This is a genomic window from uncultured Algoriphagus sp., from assembly GCF_963974365.1.
GTDB lineage: Bacteria > Bacteroidota > Bacteroidia > Cytophagales > Cyclobacteriaceae > Algoriphagus.
Genome location: NZ_CAXBBX010000021.1, coordinates 14,047 through 39,308, shown reverse-complemented (window position 1 = coordinate 39,308; position 25,262 = coordinate 14,047). Strand labels below are relative to the sequence as shown.

The 25,262-nt window shown below is 40.5% G+C and carries 15 protein-coding genes; 4 read left to right on the top strand and 11 right to left on the bottom strand.

The genetic code is table 11. The annotated features are described in order from the left end of the window. Positions 1-53: 53 nt before the first annotated feature. Both AACZ87_RS21385 and AACZ87_RS21380 read right to left on the bottom strand, forming a co-directional pair. Positions 54-4,430, bottom strand: a complete 4,377-nt coding sequence (locus tag AACZ87_RS21385; RefSeq protein WP_339870116.1) for a hypothetical protein — start codon at positions 4,428-4,430, stop codon at positions 54-56. A 1,072-nt stretch (positions 4,431-5,502) separates the two neighbouring features. Next, a complete protein-coding gene (locus tag AACZ87_RS21380; protein ID WP_339870115.1) occupies positions 5,503-6,537 on the bottom strand; it encodes an RluA family pseudouridine synthase in 1,035 nt (344 codons plus the stop codon). Between the two features lie 58 nt (positions 6,538-6,595). On the opposite strand from AACZ87_RS21380, the gene AACZ87_RS21375 reads away from it, so the two are divergent. Further along, positions 6,596-7,519, top strand: coding sequence for a pyridoxal-phosphate dependent enzyme (locus tag AACZ87_RS21375; RefSeq protein WP_339870114.1), 924 nt, complete (start codon positions 6,596-6,598; stop codon positions 7,517-7,519). 88 nt (positions 7,520-7,607) lie between these two features. Here AACZ87_RS21375 and AACZ87_RS21370 read toward each other — a convergent pair whose 3' ends face one another. The 4 genes from AACZ87_RS21370 to AACZ87_RS21355 form a co-directional block, all read right to left on the bottom strand. Further along, entirely contained in the window at positions 7,608-8,138 is a 531-nt protein-coding gene (locus tag AACZ87_RS21370; protein ID WP_339870113.1) for a transposase, read from the bottom strand. Positions 8,139-8,322: 184 nt separating this feature from the next. Then, positions 8,323-8,967, bottom strand: coding sequence for an ATP-binding protein (locus AACZ87_RS21365; RefSeq protein WP_339870112.1), 645 nt, complete (start codon positions 8,965-8,967; stop codon positions 8,323-8,325). Between the two features lie 294 nt (positions 8,968-9,261). After that, positions 9,262-11,304: an excinuclease ABC subunit UvrB gene (gene uvrB / locus AACZ87_RS21360; RefSeq protein ID WP_339870111.1), complete on the bottom strand. Its 2,043-nt coding sequence runs from the start codon at positions 11,302-11,304 to the stop codon at positions 9,262-9,264. 176 nt (positions 11,305-11,480) lie between these two features. Further along, the gene (locus AACZ87_RS21355) at positions 11,481-12,668 is read right to left on the bottom strand and encodes a DUF4105 domain-containing protein (protein ID WP_339870110.1); all 1,188 of its coding nucleotides are present in this window, start codon (positions 12,666-12,668) and stop codon (positions 11,481-11,483) included. A 42-nt stretch (positions 12,669-12,710) separates the two neighbouring features. On the opposite strand from AACZ87_RS21355, the gene AACZ87_RS21350 reads away from it, so the two are divergent. From AACZ87_RS21350 to AACZ87_RS21340, 3 genes are all read left to right on the top strand, one after another. Further along, positions 12,711-15,023: a T9SS type A sorting domain-containing protein gene (locus AACZ87_RS21350; protein WP_339870109.1), complete on the top strand. Its 2,313-nt coding sequence runs from the start codon at positions 12,711-12,713 to the stop codon at positions 15,021-15,023. Between the two features lie 169 nt (positions 15,024-15,192). Beyond that, positions 15,193-16,506, top strand: coding sequence for a gluconate:H+ symporter (locus tag AACZ87_RS21345; protein ID WP_339870108.1), 1,314 nt, complete (start codon positions 15,193-15,195; stop codon positions 16,504-16,506). A 105-nt stretch (positions 16,507-16,611) separates the two neighbouring features. Next, positions 16,612-17,085: a RidA family protein gene (locus AACZ87_RS21340; RefSeq protein ID WP_339870107.1), complete on the top strand. Its 474-nt coding sequence runs from the start codon at positions 16,612-16,614 to the stop codon at positions 17,083-17,085. Between the two features lie 199 nt (positions 17,086-17,284). Here the strand turns inward: AACZ87_RS21340 and AACZ87_RS21335 are convergent, their stop codons facing one another. The 5 genes from AACZ87_RS21335 to AACZ87_RS21315 all read right to left on the bottom strand — a co-directional run bounded on the left by AACZ87_RS21335 (position 17,285) and on the right by AACZ87_RS21315 (position 25,108). Continuing rightward, positions 17,285-18,679, bottom strand: coding sequence for a transporter substrate-binding domain-containing protein (locus tag AACZ87_RS21335; protein WP_339870106.1), 1,395 nt, complete (start codon positions 18,677-18,679; stop codon positions 17,285-17,287). Positions 18,680-18,812: 133 nt separating this feature from the next. Then, positions 18,813-20,159, bottom strand: coding sequence for a TolC family protein (locus tag AACZ87_RS21330; RefSeq protein ID WP_339870105.1), 1,347 nt, complete (start codon positions 20,157-20,159; stop codon positions 18,813-18,815). Continuing rightward, positions 20,159-23,221 carry an efflux RND transporter permease subunit gene (locus AACZ87_RS21325; RefSeq protein ID WP_339870104.1) on the bottom strand — a complete coding sequence of 1,021 codons (3,063 nt, stop codon included), beginning with the start codon at positions 23,219-23,221 and terminating at the stop codon, positions 20,159-20,161. The genes AACZ87_RS21330 and AACZ87_RS21325 overlap by 1 nt, the downstream gene beginning before the upstream one ends. Before the next feature lies 1 nt (position 23,222). Further along, the gene (locus AACZ87_RS21320; protein ID WP_339870103.1) at positions 23,223-24,305 is read right to left on the bottom strand and encodes an efflux RND transporter periplasmic adaptor subunit; all 1,083 of its coding nucleotides are present in this window, start codon (positions 24,303-24,305) and stop codon (positions 23,223-23,225) included. A gap of 17 nt (positions 24,306-24,322) precedes the next feature. Beyond that, on the bottom strand, positions 24,323-25,108 hold the full coding sequence (locus AACZ87_RS21315) for an alpha/beta hydrolase (RefSeq protein WP_339870102.1): 786 nt from the start codon (positions 25,106-25,108) through the stop codon (positions 24,323-24,325). Positions 25,109-25,262: the final 154 nt, after the last annotated feature.

The window sequence follows — 25,262 nt, the reverse complement described above, 5'->3', positions numbered from 1 at the left end:
CAAATATCCCTAGAATTCAGTATTGAAAACTATGACTGACCACTGAAAGCTGATCACTCGTCTTCCTCTTTTCGCTTTGGAACTTTTGGTTGCCCCAGCCCCAAACTTCCTTTAAGTCCACTGAAAGTTGCCCGCCACCAACCTGCAAAAATGAATTTTGACTTGTCCCGCTCATAGTATATGCGTGAAGTCACACGACGATTTAAAAATTTTCGTGGATTATTGCTTTTTGTGAAAGCATTCGCCAGAAAAGTCATTAAACCAAGCTTTCCTGTTCCTCTTTCCAACGTTAAAGAATCCAAAAACTCAATCTTTAGGTCTTTGTACTTAAAATTCATTTGCCCATTGGCAAAATCATCATCTAACCTAAAACCCCACTTTCCATCAGTTACTTTTCCATCCAGAACCTTAATAAATACTCCATTTGCAAGCAAGGGATTAAGATGCATAAGATCAAACTCACCCAACTCCACATCAACATCCATAGGATAAGGTGCGCCGAAATACATATTAGCATTTAGCTTTACTTCACCCTCTCCCATCACCTTTGTAGATGCCGATAGCATACTTGATTTCAGAGGAAATTCCTCGCTACTTTTCCTCATTACAAAAGGAGCAATTGAAGCATTTACTTCCTCAAACCGTATTGAACCAGGGATCATGGCCTTAGGCGCAAACTCTTGATACCGGACAAGCCCATTATGTACAATCACGGAATCCAACTCTAAATCAAACGCGGCATTTTGCATCAGCTCTTGAGGCATTGGCTTGATGATACCTTCTTTAAGTGGTATCCTTTTATCTCTAAAAACATCCAACTCAAGTCCATTAATTCTTAATACATGAGCCTTAAGGTTTTTGTTGATGAAATATGCATCAAAATCTATGTCTTCAAGCCTAACCTCCTTCACAAAAGCATCCATAGCATTATCCTGATATCCCTTTCTACGCAAAAAATCATAGCGACCATAGGCTGGCTGGAAATAAACACTATCTATAATGAGGTTATTATCAAGGTATCGTATAGTCCCGACTTTCAGCTTGTTAAGACTATCCTTGGTGTAAAATTCATAATTAGAAAGAGATAAGCTCAAGTCCTTCTCCAGTATAAACTGAGGACTCAATTCCGAATTTTTATTCATTAAATCGAAGTTGAGCTCCTTTAATCCAAAATTGACTTTATGGAATGCCATTCTCGGAATCTCACCTGACTCTTTATTATGAAGGGTAATATCTCCATTATCAATTAAGATATCCTGAAGTAATACGGATTCAATTAACCCTCCATTCTTAAATTTAAGGGAGTCTCTAGAGGATTTTGACTTACTTGACTGACGCGCCGTGTCTAGGTAAATATCAATTTTAGGATTCAAAAGCCTAAGTTGCGAAAGGTCAAACACTCCTCTAGATTGAATATCTCTAATAGTATTATTCCTCACACCCAGTTCATCTATCTTCGCTGATAAAATTGGGGAGCCTGGATTGCCAGTTGTGCTACTCGGAACAATTTCAAAATTTGAGAATACTGTCTCGTCTGCAGTATTATCTACATATAAGTTAGAGAAGCGAATGGTATGAATACTATCTGGCAAGGTGTAGGAGAAATCATTAAGGTTAAGACTGATCTCTTCAAAAAGCCCAGCAATATCTTCCCGTGCATTTGCTGCGGAATCCAACATTAAGCCCTTGATCCCTATATCAAAGTCTGTCTGAATAGATTCAAAATCACTTTCACCAATTCTGTAATTCAGACTTAACTTAGAATTTGTCGCCTCAATGGCCCCAATCGAAACTAGTTCAATAGATTTGGGTAGTGTTTTTTCCGAAAGTTGCCCAGGGGCTTTTTCTTTGACTTCTATCTTATAATCTCTTTTAATCTCCAGATTAATTGTACTTCCATCCACCGCAAGCTTATCTAGGGTTAACTGATTCTCAAATAAGAAAGACTCTATATCTACCCCTTCAAAAGACACACTTGGGAGATTTAAGGATAGAGCAATTTTGCTATTGATGGAGCTACTTGGACTTAGTGTAAGATTATCTATTTCAATTGTCTTTGAACGAGAATTAAACTGCAGACCATCTGTATCTACATCATAATTCCCACCTGCTACGCTGAAGTTGTACTGTCTTAATTTTAAATCAATTTCATCTGAAAAGAACGTTCTTTCTGAGCTTTTCTCAAGTCCTCTTTCAAGGTAAAAGCCTTTTAAGCTCAATGATAAACTATCCTCACTTAGCGCTAAATTCTTCTTCCCTGCATAGTTTTTATACTGAACCTGGCCATCACTAAAGCTTACAGAATCAATCTGAATCGAAGAAAAATAGGACGTAAGTAATTCTTCTATGTCATCCGGTGAATCCACTTGACTAGAAGTACTTGCGGTTGATCCGCCACTTTTTGCTCTGAATCTAGTAAAATTAGCGACTGGAGAAGGGACTAGAATGCGGTTAATTATCAACTTCTCATCCAAATATGCAGACATAAGATCTATGCCTTCCACTCGAAATTCTGGAACAGAAATATCTAATATTACAGTCTTGCCATAGGTATCGAGTATAGACTGGGCAGAATCTGGATTTTCAGGTCTTAGCGTAAAATTATTTATTACTACGAGGGAGTTTTTGCTATCGATCAATACTTTATCAGCCAAAAACTCATGGAGATTATCCCTAAGCTTCAATCTATATTTATCAAGACTTAGTACCATTTCCTCAGCAAGGAATTGGTTTCTCACATCTGTATCTTGATTTGGTTGCAAAAAGACTTTCTCCAATAACAAACTAAATTTTTCAAAACCAATATCGTCGCTTCTTACTCCCTTATCATTTTTAAACTGAACTTCCCCATCTCTGAGATCCATTTTCCCGATAGCAAGCTCTTCCATATATCCCGTCAAAAGCTCCTTTACAGGCACCCTTTCTGATTTCTCTTTACTTTGCCTAAGTTCAGTTATTTCCACTTTTGGAGACTGAATGAGCATTTCATCAATGTTAAAAATGCCCTCATTATATAGCTGTTTCAAATTGGCTTTGGTCAGCGCTAGTTTAGGAAGTGAAATTCGCATGATGTGATTCGCCAAACCACTTTTTAAGGCATCTTCACGAGGCTCTATCCGGATATTTTCCACGATAATCTCATCCTTGAAGGAGGAAACACTCACTCTGTCTCCATAGATCACATGGACATCATCTGATAAATACAAGTCTGCATTTTGAATATCCATAGCCGCATCTTCGCCATAGAAAAATTGATTGGCTTTTCTGGACTCATCAGCTCCCAAATAAAAATTAATCATCTTGAAATCAAGCTTCTGAATGTCAATACGATTTTTGAGAGTATCTGAAAGACTATACGTGGTGAACTTACCATTATTGACAGATAATTCCTGAACCTCAAAAGACTTAAGAATTCCTTCAATCAATTCATTCAGATCCCCACTTGCAGTACTATCCTTTTCACTAATAATGTTTTGTTCAACTTTAAATCGAGGATCATTTAAAACAATTTCATCGATAACAACATTTGAGGACATAAAAGCCTCATTCAGATCAACATTTCCTACCCGAAGCTCACTTAAATAGACGTCATAATAGGATTTGCTTTGAATGCTTCTATCCGGACTAAGTTGAAAACCGTTTATTAAAATCCTATTATCAAGGGAGCTGACATACACCTTATCAGACTGAATAAAATGTACCCCATCAGGAAGTGGGAAGTTTACATTGTCCAAATCAAATTCAAATCCCCTTGCATTAAATGGTGTCTCCCACTCTTCCTTAGTTGCCCAGTTAATATCCTTTACTAGCAACCTGGTATTTTCTGCTTTTAATGAATTCTGGCTAAGAAAATTTAAAAAGAATAAATCTGCATGTTCGATTTCAAGTTCACTAATGTATACACCGGTGAAATTAATCTTATCAATTATCTTCTTTAACTCATCTTCAAGGGCTTTTACCGAAGAACCATTTTTCTGATGATCTTGAGCTACCTCATCACTATCAAGTTTACTTGTAATTGGTGGCAAATCCATACTGATATTTGGATTATCAAATTCCAACTTGCCTACATATAAGATGCCTTCAGAAAAATTAAACCAAAGGTTTTTTAGCGCTAATTCATCCAACGTCAAATTAAATAACGCTTGATTTTGGCCTGGCTTACGCTCACCCATAGGCTTCATTACTATGCCATCCATGAAGATTCCGCGCCGAAGTAAGGAAAATCTAACCCGGTTAAAGTCTACTAAATAAATATCCTTAGCAGCTTCATTGATTTTTCGTCTTGCCCAACTGGAAAGCACCAGGTTTGACCCAAAATAGACAACGAACTCAAGAAAAAGTATGGACAAGAAAGTAAACATAACCCATCTCAAAATTTTCTTTCGAAAAGGATGTTTGGAATGCTTATCTCTATGCTCTTCTGTCATTCAGTCGGTTTATTGTCTAAAAATAGACATTTAAGTCAAATTTAAACGAAAAAAGCAGCACCTAAGTGCTGCTTTATAAGCTGTAGGAGAAGGATTCGAACCTCCACGGAGAAGTTAGGCAATAGTCCGGTTGAATTACGCTTTTTTCTTGATTCTCCACCCCCGAGACAGGAGGGCTTGTCTGCCAATTTCAACATCCTACAATTGTGAATGTTCTTCTTAACTGGCCATTTGCCAATTATCTTGATTTTTACAAAATCAAAGTTTAATAGGTCTGATAAGCAAAGTCATGAATGCGGCTAAAAGCCAATCACCCTGACCATTTTTTATTTTGCTGGGTCAAAATTAGAAATATCATTGGTTTATTAAAATTCTGACAACATTTAATTTACTTTTTTACATCGAACATATAATTAGAATACAATAATTACAATATCAATAATTTACTATCAATTCTAAGCGCTATAATTAATGATTTAATAATGAAGGTGATTAGCCATTTAAGCCAAATCTTATTGGGACATTAATAACTATTACAAAATCAAACCTCCTTAACCAAAGGGCATAAAAAAAACCATGAAACAAAATTTCATGGTTTTAGTCAATTAACAATAAACCCAAAATAACCTGCTGTAGGAGAAGGATTCGAACCTCCACGGAGTAGTTAGGCAAATTTACGAGCTCGCTAAATGCTTTATCCTATGACCTCCACCCCCGAGACAGGAGGGCTTGTCTGCCAATTTCAACATCCTACAGTGTAGTGTAATTTCAATGTATTCTGAGTGCTTAAGAGTGTAAACCGTTTGTTTTCCCTCTTTGTATACTTCAAATATAGAAGGTCGATTTATTTATTGCAAATAATTCAAAAATAAAACTGAATATTTACATTATTTTTAATGAAATCGTTTGAAAAATACATTATCATTAAAAAGCGTTGTAGAATCATGTTCCATATTGACTATTTTTCAATGAATCCGTTCAATATTGCCAATACGACTCAAAAACACTCATTTTATTGCCAAAATCACATGTATTTGAGGCTATTATTAAAGTATTGTCAACAACCAGACAATTATTCGAAGTTTACATAGTTCTCCCACTTATCCAAAACAGCTTGAAAATCTTCTGGAAGGGGGGCTTCGAAGTAAAGTTTCTCTTTGGTCACAGGATGTATAAATCCTAAAGACATCGCATGAAGTGCCTGTCTAGGCAATAGCTCAAAAGCATTATGAACGAAAGTCTTGTATTTTGAGAATTGAGTTCCCTTTCGGATTTTATCTCCGCCATATGTGGCATCATTGAACAAGGGATGCCCTAAAAATTTCATATGAGCACGAATCTGATGCGTACGACCAGTTTCCAAATTGCACTGAATTAAAGACACATACCTGAGCCTTTTCAATACTTTCCAGTGCGTAACAGCATGCTTTCCTTGATTCCCATCTGGAAAGACATCCATTATCTTTCGGTTTTTGGCGCTTCTTCCCACATGTCCAGTCACAGTTCCAGACTCTTCTTCTATTTCCCCCCATACCAAAGCCAAATAAGTCCGCTCAATGGTATGGTGAAAAAACTGGGAAGCTAAATGTGTCATCGCATCCTCAGATTTGGCAATCACCAGCAAACCAGAGGTATCCTTATCAATCCTATGCACCAATCCCGGCCTACCTTCATTCCCCTTCATCTCCGGCAAATTCTGAAAGTAATATACCAACGCGTTCACCAAAGTACCAGACCAATTGCCATGAGCAGGATGAACTACCATTCCTGCCTCCTTATTTACAACCAACAAATGTTGATCCTCATAAACGATATTTAAGGGAATATTCTCAGGCACAACTTCAGTATCGCGCGGCGGCTTACCCATCATTACACGAATATCATCGAGTGGCTTCACTTTGTAACTCCCCTTGATAGATTCCCCATTCACCTGAATTGCCCCTGCGTCTATGGCCTGTTGGATTTTATTGCGTGTGGCAAAAGCTATTTTGCCTGTTAAAAACTTATCAATCCTGATGGGCGTCTGTCCTTTGTCTATTACAAACTTAAAATGTTCGTAAAGTTCTAACTCCTCCTCATCAAAATCTTCCTCTGGGTGCATGCTCATGCTGCAAAAATAGGATTATCAGGCTTAACTTTGACACTTCAGTAAAAAAGCAGGCTAAATGCTCCTTCCAAATCCAGTTCCGACTCCACTTCTCACACATTCTTTATTAGAAGAAAAGGGCATTGAATTAGCTATTAAACGTCTTGATTTAGTCAATTCTGGAGTGTCTGGTAACAAGTTTTTTAAACTCAAATACAATCTGGAAAAAGCTAAAAACGAAGGAAAAAACAGAGTACTGACCTTTGGAGGGGCTTTTTCTAACCACATCTACGCGACCGCGGAAGCTTCGAAAGCTGAAAATCTAGCTTCAATTGGAATTATTCGTGGTGAAAGAACAAAGCCTCTCAATTCAACCTTGGCACATGCAGAAGAGCTAGGAATGGAGCTCTATTATATTGATAGAAATAAGTATAGAAATAAAACTGACCTTGAGTTTCTAGCTACTTTACAAGACAAGTTCGGGGATTTCTACTTGATTCCAGAAGGAGGAACTAACGAACTTGCCATCAAAGGCACCCAAGAAATCTTAGACTCTGGAGACAACCAGTACACTCACATTTGCTCTTCCATAGGAACCGGAGGAACATTCGCAGGATTATATGCTTCCCTTTCAGAGCATCAGAAATTACTTGGTTTTTCCTCATTAAAAGGTGAATTCATTCACAAAGAAATTGCTGACCTCATCAATAAATTCGATCTAAACAGCCGAGGTTCCTACGAGGTTTTCACTAACTACCATTTCGGTGGCTACGCCAAATACAAGGAAGAACTCATCGATTTTATCTGGTGGTTTTATGAAAATTTTGAGATAGTTCTAGACCCCATATATACAGCAAAAATGGCATTCGGAATCTGGGACCTAATAAAAAAAGACTACTTCCCTAAAGGCTCAAAAATATTGATGATCCACTCAGGAGGTCTACAGGGAAATATTGGTTTTAGCGAAAGGACTGGGATAGAATTACCTATTCCTTCAAAGTAGAACAACAACGCTCCTCGGGATTTGCAATCCCGAGGTTCTATTGATGGATTTGTAATCCATATAGTATAGCTTCAAACTTGATGTTCTATCAGCCAAATTCTGCTAATACGAGTTTTGATTTACTAAGACCAAAATAATTGCCAGCACTGCTCCATATAAAATCTTCTTCCTTCTCCACCCAACCTGCACGAACAGGATTCATGTGTATATAATTGACTTTTGTATCATAGAATGGCTTCGAATAAATTTCCTCTCCATGATATCCGCCTTCCCAAAACCAAATCCTATTATCGATCCTCAACATTTTCCCAATCCAAATATTCCTGCTTTCAAAAGGATTATTCTCTATCAGAGATAGAATTTTCTTTGCCGTGAATTTCTTAAAATCACGAATTATATCGCTTAGATCTTCATTCTTCGCCCTAACAATCAAATGACAATGATTAGTCATTATTACCCAAGCAAATATTTCTAGCCCTCTATTTTCTTGGCAGTATTTCAGATTCTTTATCAATTCCTCACGATACAAATCTCGCGTGAACACATCTACCCACTGGTGTACCGTAAAAGTCACAAAATGTACTGCCCCTTGATCTTTAACTACGAATCCAAATGACATATTGGAGAAAAAGTAAAACTCTAATTTAAGGAAATAGCGTGTTAGTTATTGGTTTTTATAACGGATTAAAAATCCTACAAAATTGATTCGAGATTACAAATCTCGAATAGCAAAGACTCAAAAATCTTAATGATTCACTCAGGAGGTCTGCAGGGAAATGTGGGTTTTACCGAAAGGACCGAAATTAACCTCCCGAGTCCTTCAGCGTGAAATAATCCTCTGATTCCTGCGGATGGATTTGAAGCACATTGGCCAATACCAGACGCACCAGGGTTTTGGAAGCCAGAAACTTTGGCAGATTCGCCAACTTGGCAAATTCCTTCAGGGTTATTTTCTCTGATTCTCCTAGAGCCTTCATCAAAATTTCCTCCTTACTCCCATAAGTAAAAACCATATCTCTTGGGTTTTTACCTCTCCTCAAAATCTCCCACACTTCCCTACTAGCCTGCACTGACCGATCTGCAACGCGAATAAAAGCTTGTTTTCTGTCTTTTTCTTTTAAATAGTGGGGGCGGTTAGGACTTACAGGAACTTTAAAAACAGCTATGCCTTTTTTCTCATTGAGTTTCAAAGAATACAGCTCATATGCCAGAGCTGGAAAAATAAGTTCCTTGATCGCCTTTTCCATTACAAAAATTTCCTCTTCTATATAGCGCTGTCCGCTCACTGTACCGTCGTCATCTACCCCAATCAATAAATCACCACCAGAAGTATTTGCAAAGGCAATTAGCTCCCGGACAATCTTTTCAGGATAAGTCGCTTTCTTTTTAAATTCTATCCTTTGCCCCTCGCCTTTTGCAGCGAGCAACTTCACCTCTTGAAGCGTCATTATTTATAGATTTTTACGGAGACATTCATGATTTAAATTTCATCAAAAGGATTGTCCGTTTCAAGTTGTCCTTTTAGCTAGCAATGCCGAATACTGTTTTTCACTGCGAGCCTTTTCACTCTAAGCATCCCGTAGATACAAGATCGAGGTCAGCTATTTTTACAATCGAAAGAAGGGCTTCGAATTCGCTCAGCCTGACATCCACTTTCTTTAGCCTGCCAGCGACTTTGGTGAAGGCCTATAAAGAACTGCGCACTCTGCGAAAACCTCTGTACTTTCTGCGGTTATATAAAACTATTTACTTACTCCTCGATTCAATTGTTCCAATCTGGATTTTTGGGATTGCCATTCATCACGAAGTCGGGCAGCTTCCATGAAGTTCAATTCCTTAGCCGCTTTCTCCATCAGCTTCTGCGTCTGCGCGATCAGTTTCTCCAACTTATCTTTACTCAAGTACTGAACCACAGGATCTGCAGCCATGCTTTCTTCACCCGGCATTGGTTCGGCATAGAACTTGGCATTTTTCTTAGAGTCAGCTACTTTGGTTTGTCCCATGATTTTGTCATGCGACTTCAAAATCGTGGTAGGTGTAATGCCATGCTCTTCATTGTATGCAATCTGTAAGGCACGTCTTCGCTTCGTTTCATCGATTGCCAACTGCATGGAATGGGTGATTTTATCGGCGTACATAATTACTCGACCTTCTGAATTTCTCGCAGCTCGACCAATAGTCTGAACCAAACTTCGCTCATTTCTCAAGAAACCTTCCTTATCAGCATCCAGAATCGCTACCAAAGAAACTTCTGGTAAATCCAATCCCTCTCTAAGCAAATTCACCCCAACGAGCACATCGAAAATCCCCAGGCGCAACTCTCTCAAGATCTCAACACGATCTAAGGTTTTCACCTCCGAGTGAATATAGCGGGACTTCACCCCTGCCCTTTCTAGGAATTTCTGAAGCTCTTCAGCCATTCTTTTGGTGAGGGTAGTCACCAACGTTCTAGCGCCACTTTTTATCGTCTGATCTATTTCCTCCAGCAAATCATCTATTTGATTTTGACTTGGTCTCACCTCTATCGTAGGATCCAAAAGCCCGGTAGGACGAATGATCTGCTCTACGACTACTCCCTCAGTCAAAGACAGCTCATAATCAGCCGGTGTAGCTGAAACATAAACCACCTGATTCGTGAGATCCTGAAACTCTTCAAATTTCAAAGGACGGTTATCCAAAGCTGAAGGCAAACGAAAACCAAAATCCACCAAATTGATCTTTCGGGATCTATCTCCACCCCACATCGCCCGCACCTGAGGCAGCGTCACATGGCTTTCATCTACGACAAGCAGAAAATCATCCGGAAAATAATCCAACAGACAGAAAGGTCTTGCTCCCGGAGCCCGTCTATCAAAATACCTGGAATAGTTCTCCACCCCTGAACAGTAACCTAGCTCTCTCATCATCTCCAAATCGAACTCAGTTCGCTCCTGAAGGCGCTTTGCCTCGGCAAATCTTCCTTCCCTTTCAAAGAAATTTACCTGATCCACCATGTCATGTTGTATCTCATGAATGGCCGTTTGCAAGGTATCCTTTCCAGTTACGAAGAGATTGGCTGGAAAGATAGAGATGATCTTTTCATCATTGAGCTTTTTCCCCGTAGCAGGATCAAAGCGCTGAATAGCTTCAATTTCGTCACCCCAAAAGAAAATTCTGTAACCCCAATCCGCATAGGCCACGAAAATATCCACCGTGTCTCCTTTCACTCTGAAAGTACCATGGGTCAACTCATGCTGAGTTCTACTATAAAGTATATCCACCAGCTTGAACAGCAACTGATTTCGCGGAATTCTATCTCCTTCCTGAAGCTTAATGACATTTTTCCCAAACTCATCAGGATTTCCAATACCATAGATACAGGACACAGATGCTACCACGATCACATCCCTTCGGCCTGTCAGCAATGCTGAAGATGCACTCAGTCGTAATTTTTCTATCTCCTCATTGATCGAAAGATCCTTTTCTATGTAAGTGCCTGAAGTAGGAATAAAAGCTTCTGGCTGATAATAGTCGTAGTATGAAATGAAATATTCTACTGCATTTTCCGGGAAAAATTGCTTGAACTCCCCGTACAACTGCGCCGCCAAAGTCTTATTATGGCTGAGCACCAGTGTTGGCTTTTGGGTCTGCTGAATCAGATTGGCTACTGTAAAAGTCTTGCCAGAGCCTGTCACGCCAAGGAGAACTTGAGCTTGATCGCCGTTATTCACCCCCTCCGTTAGCTGCTTAATCGCATTAGGCTGATCGCCGGTAGGTTGATAATCTGAGGTAAGTTTGAATTCCATAAGCTTCGTCCGAAAATACCCAACACCAATCCCCTATGCAAAAGTTTAATTAGGAAAGAATTTGTAGAGGAAGGTTAAATCTGGTCTTCACTACAGTTGGCCTTTTCAAAAACACAAAAAAAGCAAATTAATATAGAATGATGAAGGTTGAATAAGGAAGTCTCCGATCCGAAAACTTACACCACCCTCTTGAACTTCCCGATATTATAATACAGATAATTCGTTCTCAGAATCAGTACCAACAGCAAAGGAATCAAGCTAGGGTGGAAAGATTGCCAACCCAAAATCCAGAATACCACTGCCGCATCTGCCATTATCAACGCGAAAAGCAGGTATTTTAAAACCCAAGGTTTTATGGTTTCTCTCAGCAAAACAATCGCCAAAACCAAGTGACCAGGGAAAGCCCAGAGCATATTCCAATTGTATTTAGTGGACGGGATTTCGGAACCTATCCAAAGTAAGGAAATCACCAAACCGATTATTCCGAGTATTCCGAAGAATGCTACATCAAAGCCGACAAACAGTCTTCTCTTTTTAAAACCAATAAACGTGACACCAGTAAAGATGATCGCTACCACCCAGAAAATCCAGTAAGGATTGATTGCTCCAAACGCACCGGCAGGTTTCTCAAAGTCCAAAATAGTCCTGCTTTGTGCTACTAACGGACGAGATGGACCATCTCCTTGAATCTCAGCACGTGAAAAAGCCCCTTCCACATACTTAGGCAGAAACTGTTCTTCCAGAGGTGTTGCATCCCGATCCAATCGCGAACCCAGCGCCAAATCAATCCCCAGATCTGACCAAGTCATGTAATAAACCATCTCATCTATGAGATCCCGAAAGGTCAGATCCACAGGTTCTCGCACATCGTCATGCCAGATCAACTGATCTCCCAGCACATTACTAATCGCGTCACGTACCCGCGTAGCACAATTATCAAAGAAAAAGTCGTAGCGATACGCACGATTCTCGGGAAGGTAGTTGGTCTCTAGGAACTGGATCAGATCAAGTTTCTGCTGCTCATTGAGGTCCAGAACCTGCTCCCGCACAGCCCGCTGAAAGTAATCGTACTCCGCAATAAAGCGGTCAAAAGTGGATACAGACAGGTAGTAATCCAATCTACCACCAGCAAAGTTCAGGACAAAATTCGGCGCACCAAAGTCAAAGGTCCCGTAATTATACACCACATCCCTTCCTGTACTCAGCTCCAGCACCCGGATCCCACTATGCCCAAAAGAACTGTAGATCTCCTCTCCCGGATCGCAGGTGAGCAGGCTGATTTGGTATTGCTGGGCCTGAACAGAAGCTAACACACTGAAAGTCAGTAAAAAAAATAAACTATATAGTACTTTTTTAAAATTCATTTCACTAAATTAATAGACGTTTTTTTCATAATACTTTTTTCAATGAAAACACGGGGCAAAACGTTGGCCTGTAAGGCACTTTTTCAATGCCGAATATACCTCATATTCTCGGCAGTTGCATTTCATTGTCTTTACATAAACGTTGTCCTATCCCAAGAAATTGGCGCTTTTCGGACTGTTGCTTCAGGGAATTTTGGGAATATCTCCATTTGGGAAATTTATAATGGTACTATTTGGGTGCCAGCATCTACTAAGCCAAGTCAGGCAAATGATATTTATATAGATCAAAGTTACCTTTTGACTTTAACAGGGAATGAGGAAGTGAAGAGTTTGTTAATCAATGCGGAAACAGGCGCAAATCAAAAATTAAATTTGAATGGAAATAATTTAAATATTTATGGAACATTACAGGCTTTCTCTGGAGCTGCACCAGGAGTGCCATCAGGTTCTTGGAATAGCCAAAACTGGATAGGAAATTCTATTGTAAGTACTCTGACATTTAAGGGTACTTCAAGAATCATTATTCCTAAAAATGCTTGGAGTGGCTTTACAACTCAAAGTAGATATACTGTAATTTTCGATCCTAGTTTAGGCAATACATTAACAATTGAAGAACCATTTAAAGCAGTAAAATTTATAATTCGAACTGGAACCTTACTTCAAAAACTAGACACATCAGTTTCTCCAAATTTTTGTGCTTCACTTTCATTCAATACCGAAACTACATTCTATCCTTCAGGCGCTTTTGGGGATTTTATTATTGAAAATGGTGCTACATTCATTTCAGAATGCAGTGACAAAATAATTGCTAGGTCAATATCAGGATCAGTAAGTGCGAACCTATTTGACCTCCAATCAGGAGGAGAACTTCTTCTGCTAGGTAGCTCTCCCCAAATTGAAACCGCAAACTTCCAATTAAATGGAAAAGTCACATTCCGTAAAACTTCGGGTACGCAAAGCTTTCTTTCCAAATCTTACCCAACTTCTGCTTCGCCTTTGACCTTCCATGACCTCGAGATTCAAGGATCACAAAACGTCACCTTGCCGCCTACTCTATCTGTAACTGGGAATATGTCTAAAGTAGGGGCAGGTTCATTTCTAACTAATAGCAGCCACATTACTTTCACAGGAAATCATGATCAAACAATTTCAGGTTTTCCACTGTCACCTATGGACTTGACAGTCAATAAATCTGACGGAAAAGTTATCCTTGAACAAAGCCTTTCTGTTTTAAGAAATCTCACCATGCTCAGCGGAAAGTTGGACTTTCAAAACAACCATTTGGCAGTCAATTCTTCTGGACTTGGTGCTTATTATTACGCTGGCGGCTCATGGGAGAATCTATCTAAATTCACCTATGCCAATACTCCGACAATTCTGTCTACTACTAACTCCACTTTCCCGTTTGGAGATCGATACCATGGCGGCATCCGAAAAGTACAAATGCTCGGAATTCACGATGGAGGAAATTTAACTATAGACTATACAGAATATAAAGGGGCAGATTTCAACCCAGGTTTTAATGACACGGGAGGAATCCCTATTCTTTATCGATTATTCAGCTATTTCAATTTTTCTGGCCTAAACCCTTCATCCAATCCTTTGGAATTGAGAATCTCAGCTGATAAACTAATCGTGGACGAACCTGAAGATCTTCGGTTGGTATGCACTGGGTATGCTGCCCCAGGGAATCATATTGAAAGCTTAGATGAAGTGAATCTCTGGGCAATCAGAAGTCTGACCTTTAATGATCTTCCCGCCAAAAACTTTACCATAGGAAGTTTCCGAACCTTGAGTATACTCCCTGTCACTTGGCTTTCAGTTTCAGCTGAAATCAAAAACAAGCTAAAGAAGGTTTCATGGTCGGTCGCTCAGGAAAAAGACAATGAAAAGTTTGAGATCTATCACTCTATAGATCCTCTGGAAGAATGGACCAAAATCGGAGAGGTCTTCAGTAAAGGTGACTCAGGCTATCCAGTTTCTTATGCTTTTATGGATAAGGCTTTGACAAATGATAATCCTTCCTATTACCAAATCCGGCAGGTTGACTTTGGAGGAAAATGGTCTTGGAGTCAGGTAGTGCGACTTGAAAACTCCTCAGCACTTCCGACTGATAAACTTTCTATTTATCCCAATCCTCATTTTCAAGGCAAAATTGGTATTGACCTACCTAACAGCTTCAATTCTGAAAGCGTACAGGTGTTGATTTTCTCGGCACAAGGAAATATGATTTCTTCTTTTAGCTTTCACGAAGTTGGATTATCTGATAAACTGGAAGGTTTGAAACCAGGTTTATATCTTATTTCTTTTTCAAATTCAGAAACTACTCTTCGAACCAGATGGATCAAAAGGTAGTCTAATTAAGATTTCAGCCTAGTACATTACGTCAAACGTTTGGTCAGACCACTGTGAATGGGGTCTACTATTGAATACTTCACACCTTCCTTTTACCAACAATCTCCGATAGCAAAGCCCTAATTCGCCGATGTTTTTTATCTTAGCCAGCTAAACCCAACCTATTCCTATGACCATTCTTCTTGTTTTGATTAGCATTGCGATCCTAGTGCTGCTGATTGTATGGGCTAAGCTCAATCCTTTTTTAGCATTTCTGATTTCATCCATCTCTGCAGGTTTTCTTCTCGGGCTTCCTGCCAATGAGATCGCAGGCTCCGTTCAGCGAGGAATGGGGGTGTTACTCGGAGACTTAGTCATCGTGATCGTGATGGGGGCAATGCTCGGAAAACTTGTCGCCGAATCTGGTGCTGCCCAACGGATCGCAGGTTTCCTCATGAAGATCTTTGGACAAAAGCACATCACCTGGGCCATGTCCATCACGGGCTTAGTAGTTGGGATCCCATTATTTTACAATGTGGGTTTTGTTCTCTTAGTCCCATTAGCTTTCACCGTAGCATATCAATATAAAATCTCAGCAGTCTATGTGGGAATCCCGCTTTTGGCTGCACTTTCGGTTACCCATGGCTTTTTACCGCCACACCCCTCTCCTGCTGCCTTGGTAGCACAGTTTGATGCCAATATGGGATTGACTCTTTTCTATGGCTTTTTGATCGCAATTCCGACCATTGCACTGGCAGGGCCGATTTTCGCTAAGACACTGAAAAACATGAAAGCAGAGCCACTGAAGACTTTTCAGGCAGAAACCAAACCTGAATCCGAACTTCCATCTGCTGCCAATAGCTTTTTCACGGCATTGCTGCCAGTGGTATTGCTGGTAAGTACCACCGCGCTTAATTTGAATATTTCCGAAGCGAGCCCACTGGCTCCGATCATTGCCTTTGTGGCAGATCCAGGGATCGTCATGCTGATCTCAGTGCTGATTGCCACCTATACTTTAGGGTTAAGCCGCAAGTTTTCCATGAAGCAGATCATGGATCTCTATACGGTAGCGACCAAAGACATAGCAATGATTTTACTAATCGTAGCTGGTGCTGGTGCGCTGAAGCAAATATTCACAGACACAGGCGTGAGCTTGGTGATCGCTGAAGGCTTGCAAACCTGGGACATTCATCCACTTATCTTGGCGTGGATTATTACTGCAATTATACGGGTTTGCGTAGGTTCGGCGACAGTTGCAGGACTTACCACTGCTGGCATTATCGCCCCACTTGTAGTCACTATGAACGTGGATCCCAATCTCTTGGTACTTTCCATCGGAGCAGGAAGTTTGATGTTCTCGCATTTCAATGATGCCGGATTCTGGATGTACAAGGAATTCTTCAATGTCAGTATCAAGGACACCATCAAATCTTGGTCACTCATGGAAACTATCGTGGCTGTAGCTGGCCTAGCTGGCGTTTTGATCTTGGACATTTTTGTATAGCTAAAAGTCACGAATAGTGTGTTCTGTGACACAGACCACGGCCTAGGCATAACAACCTCGCAGATTTATTTCTCCATTTTAAACACTGAAAAACTTTAGAAAACTATGGAATCTCCAGAAAGTAATTTCACCAAACTTGCCCTTTCACTTCCTCCTGCACCAAAGCCTCTTGGTGTTTATAAGCCTTGCCTGATAGATGGAAAATACCTGTATCTCTCGGGCCATGGCACCGTGCAGGATGATGGAAGTCTAATCATCGGAAGAATAGGTGATGACATGGATATTGAAGCTGGTAAACTAGCTGCGAGACAAGTGGGGCTTGCGATGCTCTCAACGATTAAGGCAAATCTTGGGTCTCTCAATCGAGTAAAGCGAGTAATCAAGGTGCTAGGAATGGTAAATTGTGTTTCTACTTTCGAAAAACATCCTTACATCATCAATGGGTGCAGCGAACTTTTTGCTCAAGTATGGGGGGAGGAAAATGGGATTGGCGTAAGATCAGCAGTGGGAATGGGCACCTTGCCAGATAACATTCCAGTGGAAGTGGAAGCAATGTTTGAGCTTCACGAAGGCGCTTAGAAATAATAACTAAGTGGCCTATGCGGATACGACCTCGGTAAGAGCTACTAAATTAAGCGAAGTAGTACGATGCAAAAATTTGTACCCTTTGTTACTTTGTGGTAAAAGATCACACCACAAAGCAACAAAGGGAGCAAGAGACAACTGAGGTATGGTTGGAAAAGTGGAATGTGGAAGACACCTAACACTACCGGAAAAATTACGGCTCAACAAGTGCTTTATAGGAATCAAAAACACTCATAACGTCCCTCACGTAATTGACAGCCAAATGCCCTTTGGCAAAACCACTTTTGACAATTGGATCCCGGTAATAATCAGGATCACTTTTTAGCTCCAAGAACTCAGAAACTGAAGACCAAGCTTGGGTATTTTTCCCATATTTCAAAGTAAGCCTCCAGGCATCCTCCACATGTCCGTGACCAATATTATAGGATGCTAAGACGAATTTTAACCGCTCAGAAGTATCAGGAACTCGCTCCATCCAAAATTTATCCAGATATCTCAAATAACGAACTCCTCCCATCAAGGACTCCGAAGGATCATTGGGGTTTTGAACCCCAAAGCGTTCCAAAGTGACAGGCATTAATTGGAGTAAACCTTTTGCGCCAGCGTAGGAGGTAGCTACTGTATCAAATCTTGATTCCTTGTAGACCAAAGAAGCCAATAGCCTCCAGTCCCAACCTAACTGCTCTGCTCCATCTTTAATGATATCATCGTATACTGAAATCTGATTTCCCGCCAGGGAAGAAAATGGACTATTGCTTCTGAAGTAACTATTCTTCGAATTAAGGAAATACTTCGCATACAAATCCGGAATAAAGCGCTTTTGCTTGTCCTCAAGCCAAGTATTCAAGGAAGACAATAGCTTAGGTGAATTGTCACGAACTACCCAGGAAACATCCCCTTCTTTCTGAACTTTCCATGAAATATCCAGCCCACCATAGTAAGTAGCATTTGCTTGCGCAATATTCTGATCCGCTATAGTCCACTTAATTTTCCCTTCTGCTACCTGATCAATCAAAGTCTCCTCGTGATCCGGAGTGGGGACTATCGTATATTTCAACTGTAAGGAATCTTTCAGATGACAAAGTTGTGTCTTATAAACTGCCCCATCCCGAACATATATCGTGTCTGAATCCAATTGATCCCAAGCAGTGATTTTACCGGAACTTTCATTTCCTACAAGGACAGTATTCATTTTTCCCAAGGGAATAGAAAAAGAAGTTTTCTCTGACCGTTCCATATTCTTTTCAAGATTCATGGCGATCAAATCCACTTTGCCATCCTGCAAATAGTCAAATGCCCTATCAATATCCGATACCATGACCAGATGCAACTGCACGTTCAATCGCTTGGCTAGATCGCGCAGCAACTCGTACTCGTAACCCATCCTTCTGCCACGATAGATGTAATATCCAGTGGAATTATTATCAACAGCAGCTCGGATAAACCCACGGTTCTGGATTCCAGGAAGGTCAAGTAAATAGGCATCCTCTTTGACTATGGACCCAAAATGCTTCTCAACAAAGGTGCATTGCACACCGAAAAGGAGGAGGATCAAAATAGAGGATAATAGAATTAATGCTTTTTTCATTCACTAGAGCCGTATGACTCTGGATGTTACACAAATGCCCATTTGGCAAATGGTGTGCCAAATGAAAATAAGGTAACAACCCATTTCTGCGAATAAAAAATGGAGGCTATAAAAAACAGCCTCCATTTCAAGCTTAATCTTCGGTAGGAATCTCGAATTCTTCCATACTGTTTTGGAAGAAAATCTTCCCTGAAAGCCTCATCAATTCTATTTCTTGCTCCTTAATATTAAAAATGGAAGTGATCAGTCTGTTTTCTGCAGTCAGCAAATTCACTTGTGCATCTCGGAATTCCAAGTAGGAGGAAATACCTAATCTGAACCTCTCCAAAGCAATTTCTGAACTCTCCTTTGCCACTTCATAGTTCTTCTGCTCTACCTCAAGGAGATTTCTATTGGTGGTGTAGGTGTTGAAAGCCCGATGAATATCGGAGCGTAGTTGAATCTCATATTGATCTACAGCATAAGACTGGATTTTTTGCTGAACTTTCGCATTCTGGATTCTCCTATTTAGCGTGAAACCGTTAAAGATATTTAACTGAATATTACCTCCATAGTTAAAACCCGAACGCTGATTCTGTGTTAAGATTCCCGCGTCCGAATTGGAAGTATTGGTTGCATAGGTGCCATTCAAGTTAATCACAGGTAATCTTGAAGCTCTAAGTTCCTTCATTTGAAGGTAAGCTACATTTTCCTGCCGCTGAGTGATGAGGTAGGTTTTATTTTCCAGAAACGCATTTTCCACCAAATTCTGTAGGATCAACTGCTCACCGATTAGGATCGTGTCTTGCACTACGAATTGCTGCTCTGGATTCAATGCCATCAACTCATTGAGGTTCACGCGGGCATTTTGAATGACTTGCTCTTGTCCTAGAAGCAAGCTCAAATCGGAATTGTAGTCAACTTCCGCAGTCAGAAAATCCCGTTTACCTGCTCCACCCAGCGAATATTGTGCTTCGGCGATATCAAGTCTGGACTTACTTAGATCCAATGTTCTTTTTAGAACTTCATGGCGTTGTAGCTCTAATACTAATCTATAATAGGCTGAAGAAATATTTGCGACGGTATTCTCTACCGCAATTTTTGCGTCTAATTCAGAGATTTCCGTCAGAACGCCCAATTGCTTCATCACAATAAAACTCTCAGGTCGAAATCCGTAAATCGCAGCCAGACTGAAATTTTTGGATCTGGATTTTGCATTTTCGATAGTTCTAGGATTAGGATCAGTAGCAAACAATTGCTCCACATCCTCATTACTGAAACTCCTTGTATAGGCAGCATCCAAGCTGGGCAAAAAATAATCCCCGGAATTAATGCGCTCATTTCCTTCCTGAATGGAAACGGTTTCCACAGCAATTTTCACATCCAGATTTTTCTCCAAGCCAATAGTAATTGCCTTCTCCAAATCCAGAGATTCATTACTTTGGGCATATAGGCTTGTTCCAATAATGCTCATAAAGAGCAATAGGCTAAGTTTCTTCATTAAATTCTTGCTAATCTTCCTTCTTTGGAAGTGAGATAAGTATAAATAGCTGGGATCACAAAAAGGGTCAATATAGTAGCGAAGGTCAATCCGCCAATTACTGCGGCACCCATCGGTACTCGGCTCTCTGCCCCGGCACCAAGTCCTAGTGCAATTGGCAAAATACCCAAGACAGTAGACAAACTCGTCATCAAAATAGGTCTGAATCTGGAGACTGCCGCGCCATATATTGCCTCATAAACTGTCATTCCCGTGGCCTTTCGCTGATTGGCAAATTCCACGATTAGAATACCGTTTTTGGTAACCAAACCAATCAACATGATAATCCCAATCTGACTAAAGATGTTCAGCGTGAAGTCAAAAATCCAGAGCGTAAATAGTGCTCCAAAGATTGCCAATGGCACTGTAAACATAATCGTAAGTGGATCCAAGAAGCTTTCGAACTGTGCAGAAAGCACAAGGTAAATCAGGACTAAGGCAAAAATGAATGCGAAAAGCAAACTGTTTGAACTCTCTCTGAACTCTTTGGAAGGTCCAGACACATCAGTTGTGAATGTCTCATCCAAAACTTCGGCAGCAATTCTATCCATCTCATTCAAGCCATCACCGATCGTATACCCTTCTGCCAGGTTAGCAGAAACAGTTCCTGCTACGAAACGATTGAATCTATACAACTGTGGTGGAGTGCTTTTTTCAGTAACTGTTACCAAGTTATCCAGCTGAACCAAAGATCCATTTTCAGCACGTACGTAGAGCATTCTGAGATTAACTGGCTCATTTCTATCCTCCAGTCTCATTTCCCCTACCACTTGATATTGCTTTCCATTCTTGATGAAATAGGCAAATCGCTGCCCTGAATAAGACAACTGTAGCGTTCTGGCGATTTCCTGAATCGAAACTCCAATATTTCTGGCTTTTGCACGATCTATCTCAATCTCCAGCTCAGGCTTAGTGAACTTCAGGTTAATATCCGAGAAAATGAATATTGGGCTTTTGCCCACCTCTTCCATAAAAGTAGGAATCACTTCCTTCAGTTTATCCAGAGTAGGAGCTTGCAACACATATTGAACTGGCAGACCTCCACGGCTATTTCCTATGGATTGAGCCTGCGAAGCAAATGCCTTTACGCCAGTGTATGCTTTGAGCTTTTGATTGATTTCATCGAAATATTGCCCCTGTGTTTTTTCTCGCTCGTCAGAATCTGTTAAAATAAATCGCACAAATCCTGAATTAGTACTTGAAGAACCAAAACCTGGAGAAGTCACTGAAACCAGTCCTCGCACATCTTCCTTAGGGAAATTAGTTCTGAAGTCCTCAATCATTTGATCTATTACCTGATCCATGTAGCCAAAAGTAGCTCCCTCAGGTCCATTCATTCGAATCACAATTTCGCCTCTATCTTCTGTCGGGGCTAATTCGGTTGGTATTTCATTGAATAACCAATAAATTCCAAATCCCATAATTCCTACCAGGAAAAAAGATACCCAGCGGAATTGCATGAACCAAGAAAGCGCAGCGTCGTATTTGTCGTTGATCCAAACAAAACCAGGCTCAGTGAAATTGTAAAAACGATTATGCTTTTCACGTCTTTTTAGCAACTTGGAACTCAACATAGGAGTCATCGTCAGTGCCACGAAAGAAGATATAATCACTGCTCCTGCCACCACAATACCGAATTCCCGGAATAGACGCCCCGTAGTTCCAGTCAAAAATATCACCGGCAAGAATACCGCTGCTAGCGCCACTGTAGTTGCGATTACTGCAAAGAAAATCTCTTCAGAACCCTGCTCGGCAGCTTTTTGGGGTTCTTCTCCTTTTTCTATTCTGGAATAAATATTCTCCAAAACCACAATAGCGTCATCAACAACCAATCCGATCGAGAGTACTATTCCTAGAAGAGTCAATACATTGATAGAGAAATCCATCAAGTACATAATAAAGAACACCCCAATCAACGATATTGGAATCGTCAATACAGGTATAAAAGTAGTTCGCCAATCTCTAAGGAAAAGAAAGATAATCGCTACTACCAAGATGAATGCAGTGATGATTGTTTCCTGAACTTCAGATATTGAGCTACGGATGTATTTAGTAGTATCAAACCCAATCTCTAATCCTACGTCTGAGGGCAAGTCCTTTTTGATGAATTCCAACCTACGATAAAACTCATCTGCAATTTCAATACTATTTGAACCTGGCAAAGGAACCAAAACCACTCCAACCATTGGTATTCCATCCCGCTTCAGGATACTTCGCTCATTAAGTGCCGCTAACTCCGCTCTTCCTACATCCTGAAAACGAACGATGTTATTCTGGTCTTCTTTGATGATCAGATCATTGAATTCTTGTGGTGAACTCAATCTACTTTTAGTCCTTACAGAAAGCTCAATGGTCTCACCTTCTATTTTACCAGAAGGCAATTCCACGTTCTCACTCTGAACTTTGGACAGAACATCTAACGGAGTAACGCCATAGGAAGCCATTTTCAGCGGATCCATTCTTAGTCGAATCGCATATTCCTTTTCTCCCCAAATCTGAATCCTACTAACCCCTGGAATGGTCTGAAGTCTTTCTTTAAAAATATTCTCAGCGATATCTGACAGATCGAGTAGGCTGCGCTCGTCACTTTTTACATTCAAAAAGATAATTGGCTGCGAATCCGCATCAGCCTTCGACACTACCGGAGGCTCAGCATCAGGAGGAAGATTCCGCTGGGCACCGGATACTTTATCCCGCACATCATTTGCAGCTGCTTCCAAATCCGCTCCCACATCAAATTCTACCGTGATGCTACTTCCTCCATCATTGCTTGTAGACGTCAGGGATTTAATCCCTTGAATTCCATTAATTGCCTCCTCAAGTGGCTCAGTAATCTGAGCTTCAATTACATCGGCATTGGCACCGACATAAGTTGTCCGCACATTGATCACAGGAGGGTCTACACTTGGGAATTCTCTGATTCCGAGAAGCGAAATACCGATGGCACCAAAAAGCATGATGACCAGAGACATCACAATGGCCAATACCGGCCTGTTAATACTTACACTAGATAAACTCGCCATCTTAATTGATTTGAGTGAATTCAACAGGAGTTCCCGTCCTTGCTTGCAGTACACCAGTGGTGAGAACCAGATCTCCCACTTCCAGACCTTTGGTGATCTGCACGTGCGTATCTGTACGAGTACCGATCTCCACCGAACGCTCTTCGGCTTTGCTATCAGCACCAACTATGAAAACTTTATATCCTTGCAATTCAGGAATAACGGCTTCAGAAGGAACCATCAATGCATCTTCTGTCTCTCCTAATACAAAACGGATTCTGACAAACATTCCGGGCAAATATTTCCTGTCCTTGTTTGGACTCTCGGCGCGCAGCTTCAAGGTTCTAGTTGCTGCATCTATCTGTGGCTCAAATGCATATACTTTACCCATTACTTCCTCAGGTGAGGATTCATTGGAAAAGTAGATCGGCGAACCCACGGTCACTTGATTTGCATATCGCTCAGGAATAGAGAACTCAATTTTGATCGGATCAATATTCACAAAATTTGCAATGATATCATTGGTCCCAATTACGGATCCCTCACTCACTTGTCTCAAACCCAAGATGCCATTGAATGGCGCTCTTATCACCGTTTTAGAAAGCTGAGCTTCCACTAATTTCAAGTCAGAAAGCGTGGTATTGTATTGATTCAGGACGATGTCATATTCTTCCTGGCTTATCGCCTCTCGGGCCAAAAGCTGTTTTTGTCTGTTTTCCTGAGATTCAAAAAGCTTCTGGGTATACTGCAGCCGTTGAAATTGCGCCTGTAGCTCATCATCATTCAGGTAAAGTAAAGGAGTTCCTTTACTTACATATTCTCCTTCTTTAAATGAAATTTTGGTAATCAAACCAGCGATTTCAGTTCTCAAATCTACTGATTCGTTTGGCATAATAGTCCCAGTCACCGACAGTTGATTCCTCAAAGTCTCTCGCTGTAATTTCACCACTTTCACTGGTAAATTAGAAGCTGCGCCAGGTCCAGCTCCCACAGCTACAACTCCAGTCTCATTGCTCTTGCGACTGTCCAACCTCGGGTAGATATATGCTACGGCTGCAATTACGATCACCGCAATAATCAATATAGTCTTAGTTTGCTTGTTCATGTAGAAAAGTAATAGGCTTATAGGGTTTGATTTTGAAGAAAGGCGAGTGAGAGTTGGTTGAATTCCTTAGGTCTTTCCACATTCACCACGTGTCCGCATTTATCCAAAATATTCAATACTGAGTTTTTATGTGTTCTAATTATGTTTTTCACTGGTTCTAAAAACATTACATCCTGATCACCCATCACGTACAGCGTTGGAATCCCTAAATCAGATTCCTTGAAGTATCTCAGAAGTGGATTAATATCTTTTGAAAGTTTAAACCAGCGTACAAATTCTTTTTGACAGAGTTTTTGAGCCTCCTGGATAAACAAGTTTCTGGATTCGGAATGCTGCCTTCTAGGCATGATCACGAATGCAAACAACCTATAGAGCCACATGTAAGGAATCACTCGCTTAAATGTGCTCCCCAAGAAAACCAAAACCCTTGACTGGGTAGTAAGTCTAGTGACAGCACCAGCCATTACTAATGATTTCACTCGCCATTGCTCCAACTCTGCTAATTGACGAACGATGATCGTCCCCAAGGAAACGCCCATAAAATGAGCTGGAGGAATATTCAAATGATCAAGAACTTCAATTATATCTAAGGTAACCCCTTTGAATGTATATTCTTCATTATAAATCGCCTGGGGAAGATCTGCTGACTTTCCATGTCCACGGAGATCTATCAGCAGCAGGTTATAGCTCTCTCTGAAATCCTTGAGTTGCTTAAACCAAACCGCAGAAGAACCACCCGCACCATGAATAAACACGACCCATTCTTTGCTCACCGAATGAGAAAATATTTTGTAATACAGCATGGTAGATTAACCTTCGAACCCTTCTCAAGGTTATAACAATGTAAAAATAACTTACTGTAATCAGGAAAAAGTGATAAAAGATACTGATGGCAAATCTCCACTATCAATGGAAAAAATAAAGGATACTTATACAAAAAGACCTTATAGCTAAGCG

Bases quoted from the DNA above. Each gene is read 5' to 3' on its own strand.
- AACZ87_RS21315 (WP_339870102.1), bottom strand. From the start codon at position 25,108: ATGCTGTATTACAAAATATTTTCTCATTCGGTGAGCAAAGAATGGGTC.
- AACZ87_RS21370 (WP_339870113.1), bottom strand. From the start codon at position 8,138: ATGTCATTTGGATTCGTAGTTAAAGATCAAGGGGCAGTACATTTTGTG.
- AACZ87_RS21355 (WP_339870110.1), bottom strand. From the start codon at position 12,668: ATGAATTTTAAAAAAGTACTATATAGTTTATTTTTTTTACTGACTTTC.
- AACZ87_RS21340 (WP_339870107.1), top strand. From the start codon at position 16,612: ATGGAATCTCCAGAAAGTAATTTCACCAAACTTGCCCTTTCACTTCCT.
- uvrB (WP_339870111.1), bottom strand. From the start codon at position 11,304: ATGGAATTCAAACTTACCTCAGATTATCAACCTACCGGCGATCAGCCT.
- AACZ87_RS21385 (WP_339870116.1), bottom strand. From the start codon at position 4,430: ATGACAGAAGAGCATAGAGATAAGCATTCCAAACATCCTTTTCGAAAG.
- AACZ87_RS21330 (WP_339870105.1), bottom strand. From the start codon at position 20,159: ATGAAGAAACTTAGCCTATTGCTCTTTATGAGCATTATTGGAACAAGC.
- AACZ87_RS21335 (WP_339870106.1), bottom strand. From the start codon at position 18,679: ATGAAAAAAGCATTAATTCTATTATCCTCTATTTTGATCCTCCTCCTT.
- AACZ87_RS21350 (WP_339870109.1), top strand. From the start codon at position 12,711: ATGAAAACACGGGGCAAAACGTTGGCCTGTAAGGCACTTTTTCAATGC.
- AACZ87_RS21320 (WP_339870103.1), bottom strand. From the start codon at position 24,305: ATGAACAAGCAAACTAAGACTATATTGATTATTGCGGTGATCGTAATT.
- AACZ87_RS21380 (WP_339870115.1), bottom strand. From the start codon at position 6,537: ATGAGCATGCACCCAGAGGAAGATTTTGATGAGGAGGAGTTAGAACTT.
- AACZ87_RS21345 (WP_339870108.1), top strand. From the start codon at position 15,193: ATGACCATTCTTCTTGTTTTGATTAGCATTGCGATCCTAGTGCTGCTG.
- AACZ87_RS21365 (WP_339870112.1), bottom strand. From the start codon at position 8,967: ATGACGCTTCAAGAGGTGAAGTTGCTCGCTGCAAAAGGCGAGGGGCAA.
- AACZ87_RS21375 (WP_339870114.1), top strand. From the start codon at position 6,596: ATGCTCCTTCCAAATCCAGTTCCGACTCCACTTCTCACACATTCTTTA.
- AACZ87_RS21325 (WP_339870104.1), bottom strand. From the start codon at position 23,221: ATGGCGAGTTTATCTAGTGTAAGTATTAACAGGCCGGTATTGGCCATT.